The sequence below is a fragment of the Shewanella sp. 10N.286.54.B9 genome (genome assembly GCF_041468565.1).
Taxonomy (GTDB): domain Bacteria; phylum Pseudomonadota; class Gammaproteobacteria; order Enterobacterales; family Shewanellaceae; genus Shewanella.
Genome location: NZ_JBFRIY010000041.1, coordinates 120779 through 138989, shown reverse-complemented (window position 1 = coordinate 138989; position 18211 = coordinate 120779). Strand labels below are relative to the sequence as shown.

Genomic DNA, 18211 nt, shown 5'->3' with positions numbered 1-18211 from the left:
CGCCGTGAATATATCCCTATAGGCTCTACTAAATCATCCATGATTTAGAAGCTTGCACAGCTCAACCCAGGTGAGTACCTAGCAAGCCCATGGTAGTCGTTAACTCGTTTTTGGACAACAATGGCTTAGAGTATTCAGTCTAAGTTGACTGGTGTTGATTAGAAAAAGTATCTCAAACTTTCATGAAGGCCATCCTTAACTAATCCCGCCATAACAGTGGCTAATTATTTCACTGCCAGTATTATATTTTCCTCAAAGCCTATGGGTGTCCACAATTATTGAACGTGTAAATCTCACAACTCAAACAACTTTAATCATTATAAATCAGAGTATTAAAACGCTTAAAAAGAATATCAAACTCAACTAGTCGCCGAAGGATAAATCACTCTTTTTATCGTGCCTGTCTATGTTGTTTCTAAATGAACCGCCCTGTGCGGAGCCGCATGCAGGGTGGTGTGGGGGTTGGAGGCTAGATACCTCCGACTACCCGATTAGGCGCATTCTATACCAAATGTCGTAGTTCCTGTGTTGACTTTTATGCCTTTTGCTGATGTAATTACATCATGTATATACATCAATGAAAGGTTTTCATATGCAACATTGCGCCTTTACGACCGTCAGAAAAGCGAACCGTGTGCTTTTTCGCCGGTATCAGGAGGCTTTGACTCCAACTGGAATCAGCATTGTACAGCTATCAATACTAAGGGCTTTGGAACGGCATGGCCCACTACCACTAGTGAGACTCGCTGATGATCTTGCAATGGAGCGAACATCACTTTACCGAACAATCACTCCATTGGTGGAAGCCTGCATGATCGACCTTTCAAAGGCAGAAAGCGGTAGAACTAAAATTGCTGAGTTGACATCAGAAGGACAAAAAACAATTGAGCGAGTAATGCCTTACTGGGCAAAAGCTCAAGAACAAATTCTAAGCGAAGTCGGCGATGGAGACTGGCAGGCTGTACACAAGATGCTTAGTGCCATTGCTAATCTGAAATGTTAAGAGATAATCAAGATGATCAATAGAGCTGTTATAGCGTGGCTCCTGCTGGGGTTACTTTGGGGAACGAATTTTGTTTTCATCAAGTGGTCTACCGAGGTCGTCACGCCGATGCAGGTAGCGCTAGTTAGAGTAATAGCAGGATTCCTGACGGTCGGTGGGTACGCGCTATTAAAAGGTCAGCTTGAGGTTAATCATCTGCGGCATACCGTACATTTTACTGTCATGGCTTGTCTAGCGGCAGCACTATATTTTTATGGCTTCGCAGAGGGTACAGCGCTATTAGAGTCTGGACTTGCTGGTGCTGTTAGTGCTTCAATTCCATTGTTTTCACTAGTGGCAGCAATTATTTTCCTTTCCGATGAAAAATTAACACTAAATCGAGTTGTCGGCTTAATGATCGGGCTCGTAGGTATGATCCTTATTACTAATCCCTTCTCATCTAAAACAGGTGAATTTCTCCTCGAAGGCGTTTTGTGGATGACACTTGGATCTTTTAGCCTAGGCGTATCATTTGTGTATGCTCGCAAGTTTGTTACTCCTCTAAAACTTCCTCCTGCCGCGCTAACGACATATCAACTCGGATTTGCATCATTAATTTTGCTGCTTGTTACTGATAAATCAGGTTTAGAATCACTGCTCAGCGATACTGAATCTATGCTAGTACTCGTGGGCGGATTGGGACTAATTGGCACTGGGTTGGCTTATGTATTGTACTACTTTGTAATTGAAAAACTTGGAGCAGTCCGCGCTTCGGCTCTGACTTATGTACCACCGGTCGTTGCTCTCTTTCTTGGAGCAGCATTTCTTGGAGAAAATATCGGCATGATGGATTACATTGCAACGGTAATAATATTTACAGGAGTCATATTGGTAAACAAAAACACTCGAAAAACCAAGGGCACTGAATAACCGCCTAACAGCTTATTCATTAGTCGCTCGATAACGTTCTTAGCAACTGGTTAATTTTTTAACAAGCTATCACTGCTAAGGTATTGCTGTAAATGGATAATTTTTAATTTTAGGCTACATAAACGCCCTTATTGAGTGCGGAGAAAGAGAGCTTAAGTTGTTCTATGGGTCCGTGTATCACTTTTTTACATTTTTCATAAGGCTGATTTTTATAGCTTTTGTGAAATGTTTAAAAATTATCGATGCCTAGCAGGATAGTTTTTGGCATCTTTATTTGCGCCATAATGGGCGTTCTTCGCTTTCATCTGAGCTTCATAACTCTGCATGCTACAGGGCTGGCTATGAAACCGAAGGCCTCTACTCCATCTTCACTTGGTGTTTAAGTGTTAATACTTAGCAATAGTGCTTTAGCTTCAACTGTTTTAACATAAGTTCATGAGTTTAAACGTATTTTAGTGAACTCGCAGAACCAGATCTCCCCCGTTGGAAATTTTGCTTTTTAAATTTCGCCGGGGCGCTGAGGATTCACTAAAGGGGACAAGCGCTTTCCCCTTTGGTTCTGGTGTGGGCGAAGCGCCACGACTTTGATTTAGACTTGGTTTTGAATTAAAAATAATAGCCATTAGTAATGGTAGCTAACTAATTTTGGGGCAAAAGTTAGTTTCAAAAACTTACAGAACACACCAACTCCCCATCGGAGTTGCCGAAATACGTTGAAGACTTTTCATAAACCAAAGTCCGTAGTGCCCACACGGATGTGGGTATAGCTTTCGCGGGACAGGCCGTTCTTTGGCATCCATGCCACCGCGGCATTCGTAAATCCATTCACAGCAGATGTCCCATCGGAAGCGTTAGACTATTTTGAATAAGTGCGAGGGAGACAACTTCGTCTGGGGCGCTGAGGGATTGCCAAGGGGCACAAGCGCTTTGCCCCTTGGCTCGGGTGTGGGCGAAGCGGCACGACTTTTCTTTTACTTAAAATGAAAGCAAAGCTTCATGGACGTAACTTGGATTGGGGCATTTCCGCGTTAAGCACCAAACCGAAAGGGTCTAAACTAAATCACTAGTTAACCTGTGTAGGCACGGCCGTGACCGTCTATGACAGGGATGTCATGGCTGCGCTTACTGGGATGTATTTATAGCGTGTCATGGCAGTGTCTGCACATGCGGTCGTTCATTCACATTTGAGCCTTAGGGATATGTCATAATGATGTCGGGAATATCATCGACCATATATTCACGACATTCGGGCATCCTGTTCAACAGCCACTGCTGGCGATGAAATACACCTTTATCCAATGGTAAACACTTTTGGCAAAACAAAGTTGGCGCTAACGGTTAGATCCGGTTAATAGCGGGCATAACGACTGGCAAGATCGTCTTGTTGCTTCTGTTCTTGCCGCTCTAAGTGGGCTTGTTGTTGCTGTTTTCGCTCTTGATATAGCCACTTAATCCCCTGCTGGCGACCAAGTTGTTGGCGCCACAAGTTATCCATTCTTTGATGTTCTTGCTGCAGTAATATCTGTTTTCGAGTGAGCTGTTTTTGCATGGGGGCGATGGTTGCTATCATCTGGGCGCTGTTTTGTAGGGTAATAGGCGACAGTGCGTTGCAACTAAGCTCGGTATACTCTTTGACCATCTGGCTTAATAGCTGCTTTTGTTGGGACACGGAGTCAATGCGGTATTGTGCTTCACTGCGCTGTTGTCCTAACTGACCGAGCTTCTTTTCCTCTTGCTGGCAAAGTCTTAATAATTGCTTCATGACGGCTCCGTGTTTGCGGATTTATAGCCCATGCTAGTCACTAGCTGAGCGAGTGCATCAACACTGTGTGCATGGTCTGCTGCAACTGAAATGGGTTGCTTTAGAAAGGTTGCCATGTGCGGGTAAGCACTGACCGATAGATCCATTTCTGGATCATGCCCGGCTTGATAGCCGCCAAGCGGCAGCAGATCCCGTATCTCGTTATAGCGGCTATTAATGTGCCTAAACCACTGCCCTTGATGCAGCGTTTCTTCACTGGCAACTTGGGTCGCTAGTCGACTTACCGATGCGGCAATATCAATCGCAGGGAAGTGTCCCTGCTCGGCCAGTTTTCGGCTGAGTACAATATGACCATCTAGAATCGCTCGTGCTGAATCGGCAATCGGATCTTGTTGATCATCACCCTCAGTCAGTACGGTATAGAACGCAGTTAGGGTACCTGTAGGGTGTTGGCTGTTGCCTGCCATCTCTACCAAGCTTGGTAGCTGGGCGAACGCCGAAGGCGGATAGCCTTTGGTGGCGGGTGGCTCACCTAAACTCAAGGCTATCTCTCGTTGAGCTTGGGCGTAGCGAGTCAATGAATCGACCAGTAGCAGTACCTGTTTGCCTTGATCGCGATAGGCTGCAGCGATTTGATGACATAAGCGCATGGCGCGCATACGCATCAGTGGTGTGGTGTCTGCAGGGGCGGCAACCACAACCGCACGTTTACGTCCCTCCTCTCCGAGAGAGTCGTCGATAAACTCACGAACCTCTCTGCCACGTTCACCAATCAAACCAACAACCACGACATCGGCTTCGGTGAAACGGGTCATCATGCCTAATAGGACACTTTTACCGACTCCTGAGCCTGCAAAAAGCCCAAGGCGTTGTCCACGGCCAACCGGGAGTAGCGCATTAATTGCTCTAATGCCCACATCGAGTGGTTCTTTGATTGGTTTACGTAATAAGGGGTTGGTGGTTTTAAATTGTAGCGGCACATGGGGCATATGCTTGATACAGCCGAGATCATCTAGTGGTTGGCCAAGGCCATTTAGCACTCTACCGAGTAAACCTTGGCCTGAAGGGATTTGGTAGCGCCCTTCAATTGGCATCACACGCGCCCCAGGCATCAGGCTATGTGTCGGTTCGATTGGCATTAAGCACAGGGTATCTTTGTAAAAGCCGACGACTTCAGCTTCTACTCTGTGGTTGTCTCGACATTCGATATAACAGCGATCGCCGGTACCTAGTTGGCAACCTACTGCTTCGAGCAGCAGGCCATTAACTCGCGTTAAGCGACCATAAACCTGTGCGACTGGAACGCTAGGCCAGTCAAGAATATTACTATGCAGTTTCAACCTGAGCCTCAGTGAGGGTGACATTGTCAGCGACAGTTTGTTGCAGATGTTCTTCTACTTGTGCCATGCAGGTGTTGAGTCGGGTTTCAACAGAGGCATCTGCATCTGATGTGTCACTCACAATGCGGCAACCACCGGCACTAATGCTGGCATCAGCCACTAGGCTCCAATCTTGGATCTTATCGGCAGCTAATTCGCGGAGTTTGTTGACGGCACTCGGTTCTAAATGGATCTTCACTTCGGTGGGATCATCAGGCAAGGCGGCTAATGTCTCTTCGACTAAGCCGAGGATCTGTTGTGGTTGCAAGGTTAATTCACAGCGGATGACTTGCAGTGACACACGTTTTACCAGTTCTAAAATCAAAGATTGCTGCTGGCTGACTTGCTGGGCGTGGCCCTCTTCAAGCAGTGACTTAAGTGCGCCTAGTGGGGCAATGATATTATTGAGATCGGCGTCTATGCTGTCTTTGCCTTTTTGCTGACCCTCAATTCGACCTTGATTAAAGCCGGCGGCGTAACCTGATTGGTGCCCCTCTTCGGTGCCAGACTCAAAGCCAGCTTGGTGACCCTTTTGCACCCCTTCGTCATAACCTTTATCAAAGGCTTGCTGAAAGTCCTGCCAGCTACCTTCACTTTGCTCTTGGCTATTTTCAGGAGTGATTAGCGGCGAGAAACGATGCTTGCGAGCATGATCGCCGGTCAGTCTCCAGTGTGGTTGCTGTTTTCCGATAGCACTAGTCATTAATCAACCACCTGTTCTTCAAATAATTGCAGCTCGATATCGCCTTCATCCATCATCTGTTTGGCAATTTCCATTATCTCTTTACGAGCAGCAATTGCTTGGCTTAATGGAATCGTACCAATAGCTTCTATCTGGGTTTCGATTGCCGAAGACATACGCTTAGGCAAGGCTTCAAGTAGTGCTGACTTAAGTTCAGCATCAATTCCTTTAAGCGCCAGAGCAAGCACATCTGCGGGCACAGCGGCCATGATATCTTGTAGTGTTTCAGCTTTTTGTCGGCCAAGAATAATAAAGTCGAACATATTATCGGCGACGTTATTAGCGAGCTGTTTATCATGCAGTTTTATCATCTCCATCAGCTGCTCTCTATCACCATCGAAACGGTTGAGAATGTCAGCCACTTGGCGAATACCACTGACTTGAGTGTGGCTCTTCTCCATAGCCATCAACATGCAGCGTTCAACGAGTTGGCGTAGCTCATCAACGACTTCTCGATCGAGATCCCCTAGCTGAGCAATACGCACGAGCACTTCATCTTGGCCGGCTTCCGGTAAACCTTGCAGCACCTGGGCTGCGCTTTCTGCTGGAAGTAGCCCTAATAATACCGCTTGCAATTGGCTGTGCTCATTAGAGATCTCATGGGCGAGTAGTTGAGGATCGACCCACTCTAACCGTTTGACTAGGGTTTTAATTTCGTCGCCATAAATACTGTCGATAAGACTCTTTGCCACCCGGTCGCCTAATGCCAGGTCGAGGGTTTTCTGTAAGTAAGATCGTGATGCGCGAGCGATACCTGACTGCTCCTGGTAGCGTTTGAAAAAACGCCCCAACACTGCTTCTGCCTCATGTTGAGTGATGCTAGAGAGGCGAGCCATCTTGTGGCTCAGGTGTTGTACGTCATTGCGATCTAAGTGCGCCATGACATGGGCCGCACCTTTTTCTCCCATGCTAAGCAGTAACATGGCGGCTTGATCTAGGTTATCCATCTTGATTACGGGGTCGCTATTATTCACAGTTCGGGCTACCTATGTTCAAAGCTAAAATACGATTAGATAAAGTGGCATCGCGCTTAGGGTTAATGCTCATCTTTGTCACTGATCCAATGGCCAATCACTTCTGCCACTCTTGCGGGCTCTTGATTTGCAAGCAAGCTTAAGTGTTCCATCTTGACTGCCAGTGGTGAGCCTGCTGCTGGTAGGCCGATATCTGAGTTCCAATCTCCGTGGCTTGGGTCTTTGTCTAGCCCCATTAATTTGTCGGCTAAAGCTTGTGGGTCGTCTTGAGTGCTCGCTTTACGATCAAGCTCGGTAGCGGCAAGCTCTGCTGGTGGAATGCGCTTTGGCTCTATAGTGGTAGCATCATCTTTGAGGTTATATTCAACGGTGCGCGTAAGGTGTGAAACCAGCGGTCGTAGAACAAAAATGATCATCCCCAGACCTAAGATTGCGCCAATAAAGTAACGTAAATAAGCTTGGTAGCTTTCACCTTGCCACCAAGGCATGGGCTCAAATTGTGCGACGGTGATAGGTGCAAATTCAAAGCTATTGATACTGAACTGATCGCCTCTCGCTTGAGAGAAGCCAATGGCATCTTGCACCATGCTACTGAGTTGATCGAGTTGTGGTTGAGTCCAGCCTGTTGTGCCTGCTGCTTGGCTATTGAGTAGTACAGAAACCGATAGATTTTCGAGTTGCATCTGTTGAAAACGGGTATGCCTTACTGAGCGACCCACGTCGAACTGCCTACTCTCTTTTTGGTTGATATTACGACGATTATTACTCTCTTCCGCTGCGGCTGTTGGTGGCTGGTTGCTCAATGCGCCAGGAATACCCAGTGCCATGTCGGCATTGGTTTCATTGCTGCTTTGATTTTCTTGGGTTACCACTGTTACCGGATCAAGTGACTCTTTGGTCTCTTCAACTTGGTTAAAGTTAACCTTGGCAGAGACCTGTACTTGGAAGTTGTCTTGACCCAGTATCGGTTGCAACATGCTTGAGGCACGGCCAATCAAACTTTGTTCTAACTCTTGGGTGTATTTAAGTTGTCGGTCTCTAGCTTGGGTAATGTCTTGGTTGGCACTGATACCGGCACTCAAATGGTTGCCGTTTTGGTCAACAACTTGTACTCGCTCAGGTGTCATGCCTGTCACACTGCCTGCAACCAAGTTGACGATAGACTCGATGTTTTCAGGTTGAATATTGCTGCCTGAGTAAAGGTCTAGCATCACCGACGCTGAGGGCAGTTCTGGCTGCTGACGAATAAATAGGGTTTTCTTTGGTATCGCTAAATGGACTCGTGCACTTCTTACCGCTTTAAGTGCCATGATGGTGCGTGATAGCTCACCTTCTAAACTGTAGCGGTATTTGGCTTGCTCCATAAATTGGCTGGTACCGATACCTGAGTTTTCTAATGAATCCATGCCTGATGGAACTTTAGCTTTAACACCGCGAGCTGCAAGTAGCATACGTGCTTGGCCGAGTTTGTCTTCAACAACCAGCACTAAACCACTGCTCGCATCGAGGCGGTAACTGATCCCTTCAGCCTCTAATACTTCAATGATTTGCGCGGTATCAACATTTTCTTGGTTACCGTATAAAGGACGATAACCTTGGCTGGCACTCCACAACATCAATACAATGACACAAGCTGCTACGATGGCAAAAACCGCAAGTACGGCTGCTTGGCGGTCACCACGATTAAAATCTCGCCATTTATCTTTGAGAGTATTGAGAGCTGCATTATTGTTTGCCGGTTCAGGTGTGGATGCCTCGGCTGTTATAGTTGTCGACATAGTCTAGTTATCCTTCCCCGAAAATATCACTTGAGTTTTTAGGTGGTAATGTCTGCTTTGATTTTGTTTTATTTGCATCATTAGATTGGCATCTTCATGACGTCATCGAATGCTTGCACTAAGCGGTTTCTAATTTGAATCATGGTTGAAAACGATAGGCTAGCTTTTTGCGAAGCAACCATTACGCCCACTAAGTCATCACTTGCCCCACTGTCTACCGCGCGCATTAGTGCTGAAGAGGCATTTTGATCGGCATTTATCGCCGCCACTTTATTTTGCATGAGATCGGTAAAAGAGGGCGCTTCTAAGCCTGAATCTGCTGGGTTTGGGCTGATTTTGATTGCTCCCTTAGCCATCTCGCTGTGGACACTAAGTTGTTGCATCATTGAATCGGCGCTTATTGAAATTGCATTGGACATGAGTTTTCTCTTCTTTGAAAAGTGGTTAAGCCGCCTGGCCTATTTCTGCAAGGATCTGATCAATATCAATGCCTTCTTCGCGCATCTGTACCAGCTTGTAGCGGAGGGCTCTTGTGGTCATTCCCAATGAGGCAGCAGTTTGATTGCGATGACCATTGTGCTGTCTCAGGGTGTCGATGATGTATTGAAACTCAGCGCGGCGCTTCGATGCTTTAAGGCCTTGCTCACTTTGCTCTGCATAAGGTTGAGCATCTTGATCGACTAGGCCAAGTTCGGCTGCCTGCAATGCTTGGCCCCTGCGCATCACCAAGGCTCTTTGAATAGTGTTCTCTAATTCACGCACATTGCCAGGCCAGTTGTGACTGAGCAATAGGCTTCGAGCTTGTTCGCTGAAGTAGCAAGTCTGCTCGCCAGCGAGCATTTTGTATTTTTGTAAAAAGTGCTCTGCTAGCGGTAAAATATCTTCTCGGCGCTCACGTAAAGGTAAAATTTTCAGTGGTAGTACATCTAAACGATAGAAGAGATCTTCTCTAAATTGACCATTTTGAACTGCACTGCGTAGGTCTTTGTTGGTGGCTGCAATAATTCGAATATCCAATGCAATCGATTTGTGCCCCCCTAGACGTTCTACCTCTCGTTCTTGCAGTACTCGCAGTAACTTGGCTTGTAGTAGCAGTGGCATTTCACCGATTTCATCAAGCAGCAGCGTACCGCCATTAGCCATCTCGAACTTACCGGGCTGATCGCTCATTGCGCCGGTGAAGGCACCTTTAACATGACCAAATAGTAGAGACTCCAAAATGCTCTCAGGTATTGCTGCGCAGTTGATGGCAATAAAAGGTTGTTTGGCTCGATCGGAATGGCGGTGGATATAACGCGCTATCGGTTCTTTTCCGGTGCCACTTTCGCCCGTTAATAACACGGTTGCTTCAGTAACTGCAGCGCGATGGGCTAGCATCAACAGCTGACGACTTTCAGAAGCGACGCTAACAAGATCATTCTCTGGCAACTCGATACGACGTAATCTGTGCAGCAGAGAACTGAGTTGTTCGTCATCAATGGGTAACAGTAAGTAATCTTGTATACCCGATTGCATGGCGATGCTGGCAAGTTCAGTTTGTTCTGGGTTAAGTAAAGCAACTTGATGTTTGCCCGGATACTGGCGTAAGCGTTGAGCGACTTCACGATTGTCACAGTTAGACAAGTTAACCAAACTTAGCCACGGCTGATGCTGGCTATCTTGCTGCCAAAGGTTGAATCCTTGCAGCGCCAATTTTGTTTGGCTTGATTCTGGCAAGTCAGAATCGACAAATCTTAAACTCGAACGGTTCATAGGGATGCTCCCGTAGTAGAGGCCGTTTGAGATTTCACTAAACGAATCGATACTCGGCGATTTAACTCTCGCCCTTGACGGCTATTGTTACTGGATATTGGTGCGCGGGTACCATGGTGTCTGACTTGGATCATCTTTGCGGGGACACCAAGCTCGATGAGCATTGAAGCCACTTCATCGGCACGCTCTTTACTCAGAACTAAGTTGGCGATGCGATCGCCAGAAGCATCAGCATGCCCATCGATAAGCACCTCTGCAATTGAGTGGTCAGCTTGTATGTAGCGATATACCGCGAATAGGTCTGTGCTTTGGGCTGAATTGAGACGGCTTGAGCTGGTATCAAACATGAGATCTAATCGGCGTACGTAACTGAAAGGTTTCGGCAGTAGTTTTTGTCTACATAAACGAAATTGATTGGCGACGGCTTTGGTTGCAACCGGCGCCGAGTCGACGCTGTACTGGCTACCATCATTGACTGATACTGTCACTTTCCAAGCCAAGCCCTGCTCTAGTGCTTCCAAAAATGGAGCGATTGATTGCTGACTACGAGCCTGATTTCCGTGCCACTTGAGTGATGTTGCAGCTACTGGAGTCGAGTGTTGACTTTTCCAGGCTGGATAGGTGACCGATGCCTGGCTTGAAACGTCGTGCATGTTAAGCCAGTCGGCCGCTAATGTGAGTGCCAAGGGCTCTCCAGGCATGGCGGTCAGCGATAATGAACCAAAGCTTTGGACATTATGGGTGATAGAGCAACCAAAGACGTCTCCTGCAAATAACCATTGTGCTTGCTCTAGAGGAGTTTGGTAGTTTGTTGTCACTGCCACAGCACTATTTATGAGAGATATATAAATAACTAATGAGCAGTTTAATATATAAGCTAGTGGTTTCAATTGTTAATAACCCTCAGTTAATTCTCTTTGGCAATTTTTGTTTTTATTTTGATTTGATTCTTAAGGTTGCCAATTAAACACGCAATGAACAAACATGTAAAACATTTTGTTCTATTTATTATGAAATTTATATTCATACTATCGATTAATTCAATATTTTATTTTTTAATAATTGAAATGTGCAGTGTAATTATATACAAAGTGTAACAAAGCTAGTTTTTCCTTTAGTGGTTCGTTGGCGGCATATGGCGCTTTTCATTGTTTTTATGATGTTTTATTGCGTAATGCAGGTTTTTTGTGGAGAATTTGAAAAAAATGAAAATAAAATTAAAGTTTTTATGAATACGGTCGCTTTAATTGCGAATTAAAAAATAAAGTTTGAGCCATTTTTTAATTTAGATCTTTTGAGTTTTAATTGTCGCTATTAAATATTACTATGTGTTCCTGTATTTAATTGCCGCGCCATTAAGTTGTCATTAGTCAATTAAATAACTATTAGCTAGTTGCTGTCGGATATTTGGCAGTATTCTTTGTTACAAGGTTTATAATGAAAACAACCGCAAAAGCAAAGCTGGTGAAATTATCTCACAACGTTGAGGTAAGGCCTGTTGCCTTATTAAAGGAAAAGTTAGCTAGAAGCCGTTTATTGATACAGCTAACAGATAGTCAGCGGCCTATGATGGATGCCGTCAATGAGCTACTGAACCCAATCATTCGCCAAGGGCATCATGCATTGTCTCAGGTATCGCTATCGGCTAAATCTGAAACTGTAGTGCCAGAGCTACACCATGCTTGGTTCTTGCTGAGTTATCAGCGTGTAGAGCTAGGCTGGTGGAAAATAGACAAGTGCACCTTAGATCAGTTGGCAAGTGGTTATTACGGTAGCTTTTCTAGCGCGCCTAAATCGCCGTTGCGATCACCAAGCCAGTCAGAGTTTCGTCTGGTAAAAAGATTGATGTTGGCAGCGATAAATACCTTACCTGTTGCCCAGATTGATGCTGAAGAGTTAGAACTTGAACTGGTCACTAATACCACCCCGATAAAAGCTCCTGTGTGTTGCGAGTTAAATTTCCCCAAAGCGCATAGTGGACCTGGGATCAGCTTCTATTTGGCCGAGCACCTTTTAGGCTTGATGGCTGAACAACCGAGTCAGTATCAGGCCGACCCGGCTTTAAATGAGAAGCTATCGAAAAGCCTTACACAACTTCCGTTTCGAGTCATGCTTGAGCTTGGGCAACAGAGTTTACCGGTAACGGGATTGCAGCAGCTTAAGGTGGGGGATATTTTGCCGATGAATCTGCACTCTCGCTGCCCTGTTACTGTGGGTAAGCGTCCTATCTTTTATGCCACCGTCCACGCTCATGAAGGGCAAATGGTTGCCAAATTGACACAAGAAGCCTTTCAATTAGAGGAACAATCCAATGGCTGAACAAAATATTTTGCAAGATGAAGACTTTCTACTTGATGACGAATTTTTCAATGAGAAAGAGGTGAGTAGCCAACCAAAGCCTAAAAAAGATATGTCTTTCTTCCATCAATTGCCGGTTCAGGTGACGTTAGAGTTGGCGAGTGCGGAGATGTCACTGGGTGAATTGACTCAGATGGGCGAGGGAGATGTGGTAGCTCTGGACCGAATGGTGGGTGAGCCGTTAGATATTCGAGTTAACGGCGCTTTACTCGGTCGCGGTGAAGTGGTTGAGGTGAATGGCCGATATGGAGTTCGCTTATTGGAAGTCGAAGCGATTAGCCTCACTGGAGCCAACGACTAATTATGTGGCGAGTCTTGCTTCTGCTACTCGTTGGTTTTTCCTCGGGTGCCCATGCTAATGATGGTTTTACATTATTTACGTTAGGTGATGGCGCTGAGGCCCAGTCGGTAAACGTAAAGCTAGAGATATTGGCATTGATGACAGTGTTAAGTTTCTTACCTGCACTGTTGATGATGTTGACTAGTTTTACCCGAGTGATCGTAGTGTTAGCCATTTTGCGCCAAGCTCTGGGGTTACAGCAGAGCCCGCCTAATAAGGTATTGATTGGTATCGCGCTAGTGATGACGATTTTTATTATGCGGCCAGTTGGACAAGCAATTTATGATGATGCATTTCTGCCGTACGATCAGGGGCAAATTGAGTTAACGGAGGCGGTGGTGAGGGGAGAAGTACCACTGCGCAAATTTATGTTAGCGCAAACCCGTGAGACCGACCTTGAGCAGATGCTTAAGATTGCTGATGAGCCAACCACATTAACAGCCGATGAGATCCCTTTCTTTGTGTTAATGCCTGCCTTTGTTTTAAGTGAACTAAAAACAGCGTTTCAGATAGGTTTTCTACTGTTTTTGCCCTTTTTGGTGATCGATCTGGTGGTTGCCAGCGTGTTGATGTCGATGGGGATGATGATGCTTTCGCCATTGATTATCTCGTTGCCGTTCAAATTAATGGTTTTCGTGTTGGTGGATGGCTGGTCTATGACGGTGAGCACCTTAGTGGCGAGTTATGGATAGCGGGTTTGAATAAGCGGCTTGATAGGTAAGGAAAATAGTTATGAGTACTAAGCAAGAGCAGCGAGATTCAATCTCTTTAGGTGAGCGTTTTTTCCTACTTTCTGGACTGGTGATGACAGGGTTAGTGATGGTGAATGACTGGCCGCTTGTGATTAACTTTTTGCTTCACGGAGCAGGGTAGCCATATGGATGTAAATGAACTGACATCAATGTTTGCTGAGGCCATTTTTTTGGTGGTGGCGATGGTTGGTGTACTCGTGGTTCCTGGGTTACTTGTGGGCCTATTGATCGCGGTGTTTCAAGCTGCCACCCAAGTGAATGAACAGACTCTTAGCTTTTTGCCACGACTGGTACTCACCTTGTTGATGGTGTTGTTCGCTGGCGAGTGGCTGTTGCAGCAGATCAGTGATCTGTTTCAGCGCTTATTCCTCAACATTCCCCATATTATAGGTTGATGAAGATGGCGCATTCTGCACTCATGTTGGCGGAGACTAGCGCCTAATGTTGTCGCTTACCGCGGTGCAAATTAGTAGCTTTATCGCAACTTTCTGGTGGCCTTTTTGCCGGATTATGGGGGCTTTCATGGTGATGCCTTTCCTCAGTAGCACCTATATTCCCGTCATGGTTCGCATTCTGCTGGCTATCAGCATTTCGGCACTGGTTGCCCCCATTTTGCCCCCTTTCCCGCAAGTTGATGCTATCTCGATAACAGCGTTATTTCTTGGTATTGAGCAGCTGCTCATTGGTTTTATGTTGGCTTTGTTTTTGACCATCATGATCCATGTGATGACCTTAGTTGGTGCCATTATGTCGATGCAAATGGGGCTGGCGATGGCAATCATGAATGACCCTGCAAATGGCGGCTCTAATCCTATTTTAGGCCAGTGGTTTCTACTCTATGGCACGCTACTTTTTCTGGCGTTAGATGGTCACCTTGTGGCATTGGGTATATTGGTTGATAGCTTTCGGTTGTGGCCAATTGGTATGGGGGTGTTTGAGCTTCCTTTAATGGGGTTGATAGGGCGAATTAGTTGGATTTTTGCGGCGTCGTTCATATTGGCGCTGCCTGCTGTACTGGCCATGTTAATGGTGAATGTCACTTTTGGCGTATTAAGCCGCGCGGCGCCTTCATTAAACGTATTTGCCTTGGGCTTTCCAATGTCGATGTTAATGGGTTTATTGTGTGTGTTCTTCTCCTTTAGTGGTCTACCCAGCCGCTATAGCGACTTATGCCTCGATGCGTTGTCGGCTATGTATCAGTTTATTGGTGGCGTGCCATGAGCAATAAAGACACAGGGCAAAGCAAAACGGAACAAGCCACGCCGCAGAAGCTTAAAAAGGCTAAAGATGAAGGCCAGGTCCCGCGTTCAAAAGACTTAGCTTCCACGGCGCTAATTATTGGTTGCTCACTGTTACTGACCACCAGTGCAGATTGGATTGCAGCTAAAGTAGCAAAAATGACCCGGACCAATATGTTACTGACTAAGGCGCAGTTGGATGAGCCTGGAATGATGACACGTCACCTAGGGCAGTCTCTATTAGAAATCTTAAACATTCTCGGGCCACTCTTTTTGATGGTTGCCCTGATTGCTATGGTGGCAGGGGCGATGCCCGGTGGGCCGGTATTCAATTTCAAAAATGCCAGCTTCAAATACAGCCGTATCGACCCTATCGCAGGCCTAGGGCGAATGGCTTCGGTTAAGTCATTAGTTGAGCTGGTTAAATCCATTTTAAAAATTGTGTTGCTGGTGGCGATCATGTGGTTTTTTCTTGAAAAAAACCTGCAAACACTGCTGACCTTTAATCAGTTACCAGTTGACGAGGCTGTATCAAAAGTTATCGATATGTTGTCACTGGGGATGTTGTTTCTGGGGCTTGGATTACTGCTTATCACCTTTATCGATGTGCCTTATCAATACTGGCATCACCATAAAGAGCTGAGGATGTCGCTGCAAGAGGTTAAAGATGAACATAAGCAGCAAGATGGTAAACCTGAAATTAAAGCGAAAATACGCCAGATGCAGCAACGTATTAGCCGTTCTAGAGCCGATATTTCAGTGCCTAAAGCCGATGTATTGCTGGTTAATCCAACTCACTATGCGGTAGCGCTTAAATATGACATCGATAAAGCAGATGCGCCTTATGTGCTGACCAAAGGCACTGATGAACTTGCACTGCATATGCGTGAAGTCGCTAAACGTCATGATGTGGAAGTGATTGAGCTACCGCCACTTACTCGCGCTATTTATTACTCGACTAAGGTCGATCAGCAGATCCCGGCGGCGCTATTTATCGCTATTGCCCATGTGCTTACCTATGTGCTGCAAATTAAAGCTGCCAGGCAGGGCCAACAGGCTAAGCCTGATCCATTACCGCACTTTTTTATTCCGAAAAATTTACGACACGACTAAAGGATATTTGATTTCATGAACTGGTTCTCGCGCACTTTTTCCGGCAGTCCAAGTTATATCGGTATTCCGATAATGCTTCTGACCATTCTAGCTATGGTGATACTGCCGTTGCCGCCATTCCTGCTGGATATATTGTTTACTTTTAACATTGTATTGGCTGTGATGGTGTTACTTGTTGGTGTATCCATCCGTCGCCCCTTGGAGTTCTCGGTCTTTCCGACAGTACTGTTATTGGCGACACTGCTGCGCTTAACTTTGAACGTTGCCTCAACTCGTGTGGTATTAATTGAGGGCCATCAAGGCGGTGATGCTGCGGGTAAAGTGATTCAAGCCTTTGGTGAGGTGGTGATTGGCGGTAACTATGTTGTTGGTGCGGTAATATTTTTGATCTTAATGATCATCAATTTCGTGGTGATCACTAAAGGTGGCGAGCGTATATCTGAAGTATCGGCTCGATTTACCCTCGATGCACTGCCTGGTAAGCAGATGGCCATTGATGCCGATCTTAATGCTGGGATCTTAACCCAAGAGCAAGCCAGAGATCGTCGCCAAGAGGTTGCTCGTGAGGCTGATTTTTATGGCTCAATGGATGGCGCGTCTAAGTTTGTTCGGGGTGATGCTATTGCTGGTATTTTGATCTTAGCGATTAATATGCTGGGTGGTCTGGCGATTGGTGTCTTCATGCATGACTTGAGTGCTGCTGAAGCCTTTAAAACGTTTGCATTGCTGACCATTGGTGACGGCTTAGTCGCGCAGATCCCCTCGCTATTATTAGCTACGGCAGCGGCAATTATTGTCACTCGCGTATCAGATGCAGAGGAGATGCCTGAACAGTTACGACAGCAACTTCTAGCGAACCCTAAAACATTAGCCACTGCAGCGATTGTGATGCTGATCTTAGGGCTAGTGCCTGGCATGCCATCGTTTGTGTTTTTAGCATTTGCGGTACTACTTGGCTTCTCTGCTTGGAAACAGAGTCAACGCAGTCCGGTAATTGCAGAATCCAAGGTTGAAGCGCAAATTGAGAGTAATCTGAGTGAGCCGTCAGCGCCAAGTTGGGATGCACTGCCTTTTACCGATCTTATCGAGGTACGATTGGGTTACCGCTTGGTGCACTTAGTTGAGCGCAGCAAAGGTGCCGAGTTACAGAAACGACTCACTGGGATCCGCCGTACATTGTCTGAACAGGCTGGCTTTTTGTTAGCAGAAGTCAGAGTTAGAGACAATCTGTCATTAGCACCCAATGCTTATCAAATCAGTTTAATGGGTAATCCCGTTGTCTTAGCTGAACTGGATCCTGAGCGACTAATGGCGATAAAGAGTGGCCCTGTGTTTGGTGATATCGATGGCGTCATTACCAAAGAGCCTGCCTATCAAATGGACGCAATCTGGATTGAGCAGGAAGCTAAAGCCAATGCGCTTAACCTAGGGTATTCGGTGGTGGATAATGCCACTGTTATTGCGACTCATGTGAGTAAACTGATCCGCGAGTCTTTGCCTGACATGTTACAACATGATGATGTTCTGGCACTGAGCGATCGCTTAGCCAAGCAATCACCCAAGTTAGCGGAATCACTGAATGCTGCATTACCACCGATTTTGCAGCTAAAAGTGTTTAGACTTTTACTTAAAGAGCAAGTGTCACTGAAAGATATCCGCACCATTGCCACCACCTTGCTCGATTGCAGCGAAAATAGTAAAGATCCTGTGCTGTTGGCGGCAGATGTTCGCTGTGCACTGAGAAATACCATTTTGCACTCAATTGTTGGCGCGGATCCTAAATTGAATGTGATGACGTTAGCGCCAGAGTTGGAGCAGACGTTAATTACGGCACTTAATCAAGCTCAACAGCAGGGCAAGGTTGCTCTGGATAGTTTTCCGGTTGATCCACAACTGCTGGCACAGTTGCAGCAAAGAATGCCGCAGTTGCTGGCACAAGCCAAAGAGCACGGTCATAGCCCATTGTTGCTTGTCTCTCCGCAGCTAAGGCCGATTCTTGCCCGTTATGCATTGGCATTTGCCCGTGGCTTACATGTGCTGTCTTATAATGAGATCCCTGAAACACGGGAGCTAATGGTGGCGGGGCAGTTGGGATAGCGCACAGCTATTTG

The 18211-nt window shown here is 46.1% G+C and carries 18 protein-coding genes; 10 read left to right on the top strand and 8 right to left on the bottom strand.

Features of this window, described 5'->3' with window-relative positions:
- Positions 1-577: 577 nt before the first annotated feature.
- Complete coding sequence (locus tag AB4135_RS15615) at positions 578-1003, top strand: MarR family winged helix-turn-helix transcriptional regulator (protein ID WP_371994297.1); 426 nt, start codon at positions 578-580, stop codon at positions 1001-1003.
- A 12-nt stretch (positions 1004-1015) separates the two neighbouring features.
- On the top strand, positions 1016-1912 hold the full coding sequence (locus AB4135_RS15610; RefSeq protein WP_371994296.1) for a DMT family transporter: 897 nt from the start codon (positions 1016-1018) through the stop codon (positions 1910-1912).
- 1348 nt (positions 1913-3260) lie between these two features.
- Here AB4135_RS15610 and AB4135_RS15605 read toward each other — a convergent pair.
- The 8 genes from AB4135_RS15605 to AB4135_RS15570 form a co-directional block, all read right to left on the bottom strand.
- A complete protein-coding gene (locus AB4135_RS15605) occupies positions 3261-3674 on the bottom strand; it encodes a hypothetical protein (protein ID WP_371994294.1) in 414 nt (137 codons plus the stop codon).
- Positions 3671-5038, bottom strand: coding sequence for a FliI/YscN family ATPase (locus tag AB4135_RS15600; RefSeq protein ID WP_371994292.1), 1368 nt, complete (start codon positions 5036-5038; stop codon positions 3671-3673). Before AB4135_RS15600 ends, AB4135_RS15605 begins: the two co-directional genes overlap by 4 nt.
- On the bottom strand, positions 5001-5756 hold the full coding sequence (fliH, locus tag AB4135_RS15595; RefSeq protein WP_371994290.1) for a flagellar assembly protein FliH: 756 nt from the start codon (positions 5754-5756) through the stop codon (positions 5001-5003). Before fliH ends, AB4135_RS15600 begins: the two co-directional genes overlap by 38 nt.
- On the bottom strand, positions 5756-6742 hold the full coding sequence (locus AB4135_RS15590; RefSeq protein ID WP_371994306.1) for a flagellar motor switch protein FliG: 987 nt from the start codon (positions 6740-6742) through the stop codon (positions 5756-5758). The genes fliH and AB4135_RS15590 overlap by 1 nt, the downstream gene beginning before the upstream one ends.
- 89 nt (positions 6743-6831) lie before the next feature.
- A complete protein-coding gene (gene fliF, locus AB4135_RS15585) occupies positions 6832-8547 on the bottom strand; it encodes a flagellar basal-body MS-ring/collar protein FliF (RefSeq protein ID WP_371994288.1) in 1716 nt (571 codons plus the stop codon).
- 80 nt (positions 8548-8627) lie between these two features.
- The gene (gene fliE, locus AB4135_RS15580; protein WP_371994286.1) at positions 8628-8966 is read right to left on the bottom strand and encodes a flagellar hook-basal body complex protein FliE; all 339 of its coding nucleotides are present in this window, start codon (positions 8964-8966) and stop codon (positions 8628-8630) included.
- 25 nt (positions 8967-8991) lie between these two features.
- Positions 8992-10299 carry a sigma-54 interaction domain-containing protein gene (locus AB4135_RS15575; RefSeq protein WP_371994285.1) on the bottom strand — a complete coding sequence of 436 codons (1308 nt, stop codon included), beginning with the start codon at positions 10297-10299 and terminating at the stop codon, positions 8992-8994.
- On the bottom strand, positions 10296-11117 hold the full coding sequence (locus tag AB4135_RS15570; protein WP_371994283.1) for an OmpA family protein: 822 nt from the start codon (positions 11115-11117) through the stop codon (positions 10296-10298). Before AB4135_RS15570 ends, AB4135_RS15575 begins: the two co-directional genes overlap by 4 nt.
- Before the next feature lie 619 nt (positions 11118-11736).
- On the opposite strand from AB4135_RS15570, the gene AB4135_RS15565 reads away from it, so the two are divergent.
- From AB4135_RS15565 to flhA, 8 genes are read left to right on the top strand one after another with little or no spacing between them, the layout of a single operon-like run.
- The gene (locus AB4135_RS15565) at positions 11737-12618 is read left to right on the top strand and encodes a FliM/FliN family flagellar motor switch protein (RefSeq protein WP_371994281.1); all 882 of its coding nucleotides are present in this window, start codon (positions 11737-11739) and stop codon (positions 12616-12618) included.
- Positions 12611-12958 carry a flagellar motor switch protein FliN gene (fliN, locus tag AB4135_RS15560; RefSeq protein ID WP_220737232.1) on the top strand — a complete coding sequence of 116 codons (348 nt, stop codon included), beginning with the start codon at positions 12611-12613 and terminating at the stop codon, positions 12956-12958. The genes AB4135_RS15565 and fliN overlap by 8 nt, the downstream gene beginning before the upstream one ends.
- Positions 12959-12960: 2 nt before the next feature.
- Positions 12961-13689: a flagellar type III secretion system pore protein FliP gene (gene fliP, locus AB4135_RS15555; protein ID WP_371994279.1), complete on the top strand. Its 729-nt coding sequence runs from the start codon at positions 12961-12963 to the stop codon at positions 13687-13689.
- Between the two features lie 40 nt (positions 13690-13729).
- Positions 13730-13870 (top strand): hypothetical protein, encoded by a 141-nt coding sequence (locus AB4135_RS15550; protein ID WP_371994277.1) that lies wholly within the window; start codon positions 13730-13732, stop codon positions 13868-13870.
- Between the two features lie 4 nt (positions 13871-13874).
- Entirely contained in the window at positions 13875-14144 is a 270-nt protein-coding gene (locus AB4135_RS15545; protein ID WP_020915027.1) for a flagellar biosynthetic protein FliQ, read from the top strand.
- Between the two features lie 46 nt (positions 14145-14190).
- A complete protein-coding gene (fliR, locus tag AB4135_RS15540) occupies positions 14191-14970 on the top strand; it encodes a flagellar biosynthetic protein FliR (protein ID WP_371994275.1) in 780 nt (259 codons plus the stop codon).
- Complete coding sequence (flhB, locus tag AB4135_RS15535) at positions 14967-16100, top strand: flagellar biosynthesis protein FlhB (RefSeq protein WP_371994273.1); 1134 nt, start codon at positions 14967-14969, stop codon at positions 16098-16100. Before fliR ends, flhB begins: the two co-directional genes overlap by 4 nt.
- A 15-nt stretch (positions 16101-16115) precedes the next feature.
- Entirely contained in the window at positions 16116-18197 is a 2082-nt protein-coding gene (gene flhA, locus AB4135_RS15530) for a flagellar biosynthesis protein FlhA (RefSeq protein WP_371994271.1), read from the top strand.
- The last annotated feature ends 14 nt before the right edge of the window (positions 18198-18211 follow it).

Bases quoted from the DNA above. Each gene is read 5' to 3' on its own strand.
- AB4135_RS15615 (WP_371994297.1), top strand. From the start codon at position 578: ATGAAAGGTTTTCATATGCAACATTGCGCCTTTACGACCGTCAGAAAA.
- AB4135_RS15610 (WP_371994296.1), top strand. From the start codon at position 1,016: ATGATCAATAGAGCTGTTATAGCGTGGCTCCTGCTGGGGTTACTTTGG.
- AB4135_RS15605 (WP_371994294.1), bottom strand. From the start codon at position 3,674: ATGAAGCAATTATTAAGACTTTGCCAGCAAGAGGAAAAGAAGCTCGGT.
- AB4135_RS15600 (WP_371994292.1), bottom strand. From the start codon at position 5,038: ATGTCACCCTCACTGAGGCTCAGGTTGAAACTGCATAGTAATATTCTT.
- fliH (WP_371994290.1), bottom strand. From the start codon at position 5,756: ATGACTAGTGCTATCGGAAAACAGCAACCACACTGGAGACTGACCGGC.
- AB4135_RS15590 (WP_371994306.1), bottom strand. From the start codon at position 6,742: ATGGATAACCTAGATCAAGCCGCCATGTTACTGCTTAGCATGGGAGAA.
- fliF (WP_371994288.1), bottom strand. From the start codon at position 8,547: ATGTCGACAACTATAACAGCCGAGGCATCCACACCTGAACCGGCAAAC.
- fliE (WP_371994286.1), bottom strand. From the start codon at position 8,966: ATGTCCAATGCAATTTCAATAAGCGCCGATTCAATGATGCAACAACTT.
- AB4135_RS15575 (WP_371994285.1), bottom strand. From the start codon at position 10,299: ATGAACCGTTCGAGTTTAAGATTTGTCGATTCTGACTTGCCAGAATCA.
- AB4135_RS15565 (WP_371994281.1), top strand. From the start codon at position 11,737: ATGAAAACAACCGCAAAAGCAAAGCTGGTGAAATTATCTCACAACGTT.
- fliN (WP_220737232.1), top strand. From the start codon at position 12,611: ATGGCTGAACAAAATATTTTGCAAGATGAAGACTTTCTACTTGATGAC.
- fliP (WP_371994279.1), top strand. From the start codon at position 12,961: ATGTGGCGAGTCTTGCTTCTGCTACTCGTTGGTTTTTCCTCGGGTGCC.
- AB4135_RS15550 (WP_371994277.1), top strand. From the start codon at position 13,730: ATGAGTACTAAGCAAGAGCAGCGAGATTCAATCTCTTTAGGTGAGCGT.
- AB4135_RS15545 (WP_020915027.1), top strand. From the start codon at position 13,875: ATGGATGTAAATGAACTGACATCAATGTTTGCTGAGGCCATTTTTTTG.
- fliR (WP_371994275.1), top strand. From the start codon at position 14,191: ATGTTGTCGCTTACCGCGGTGCAAATTAGTAGCTTTATCGCAACTTTC.
- flhB (WP_371994273.1), top strand. From the start codon at position 14,967: ATGAGCAATAAAGACACAGGGCAAAGCAAAACGGAACAAGCCACGCCG.
- flhA (WP_371994271.1), top strand. From the start codon at position 16,116: ATGAACTGGTTCTCGCGCACTTTTTCCGGCAGTCCAAGTTATATCGGT.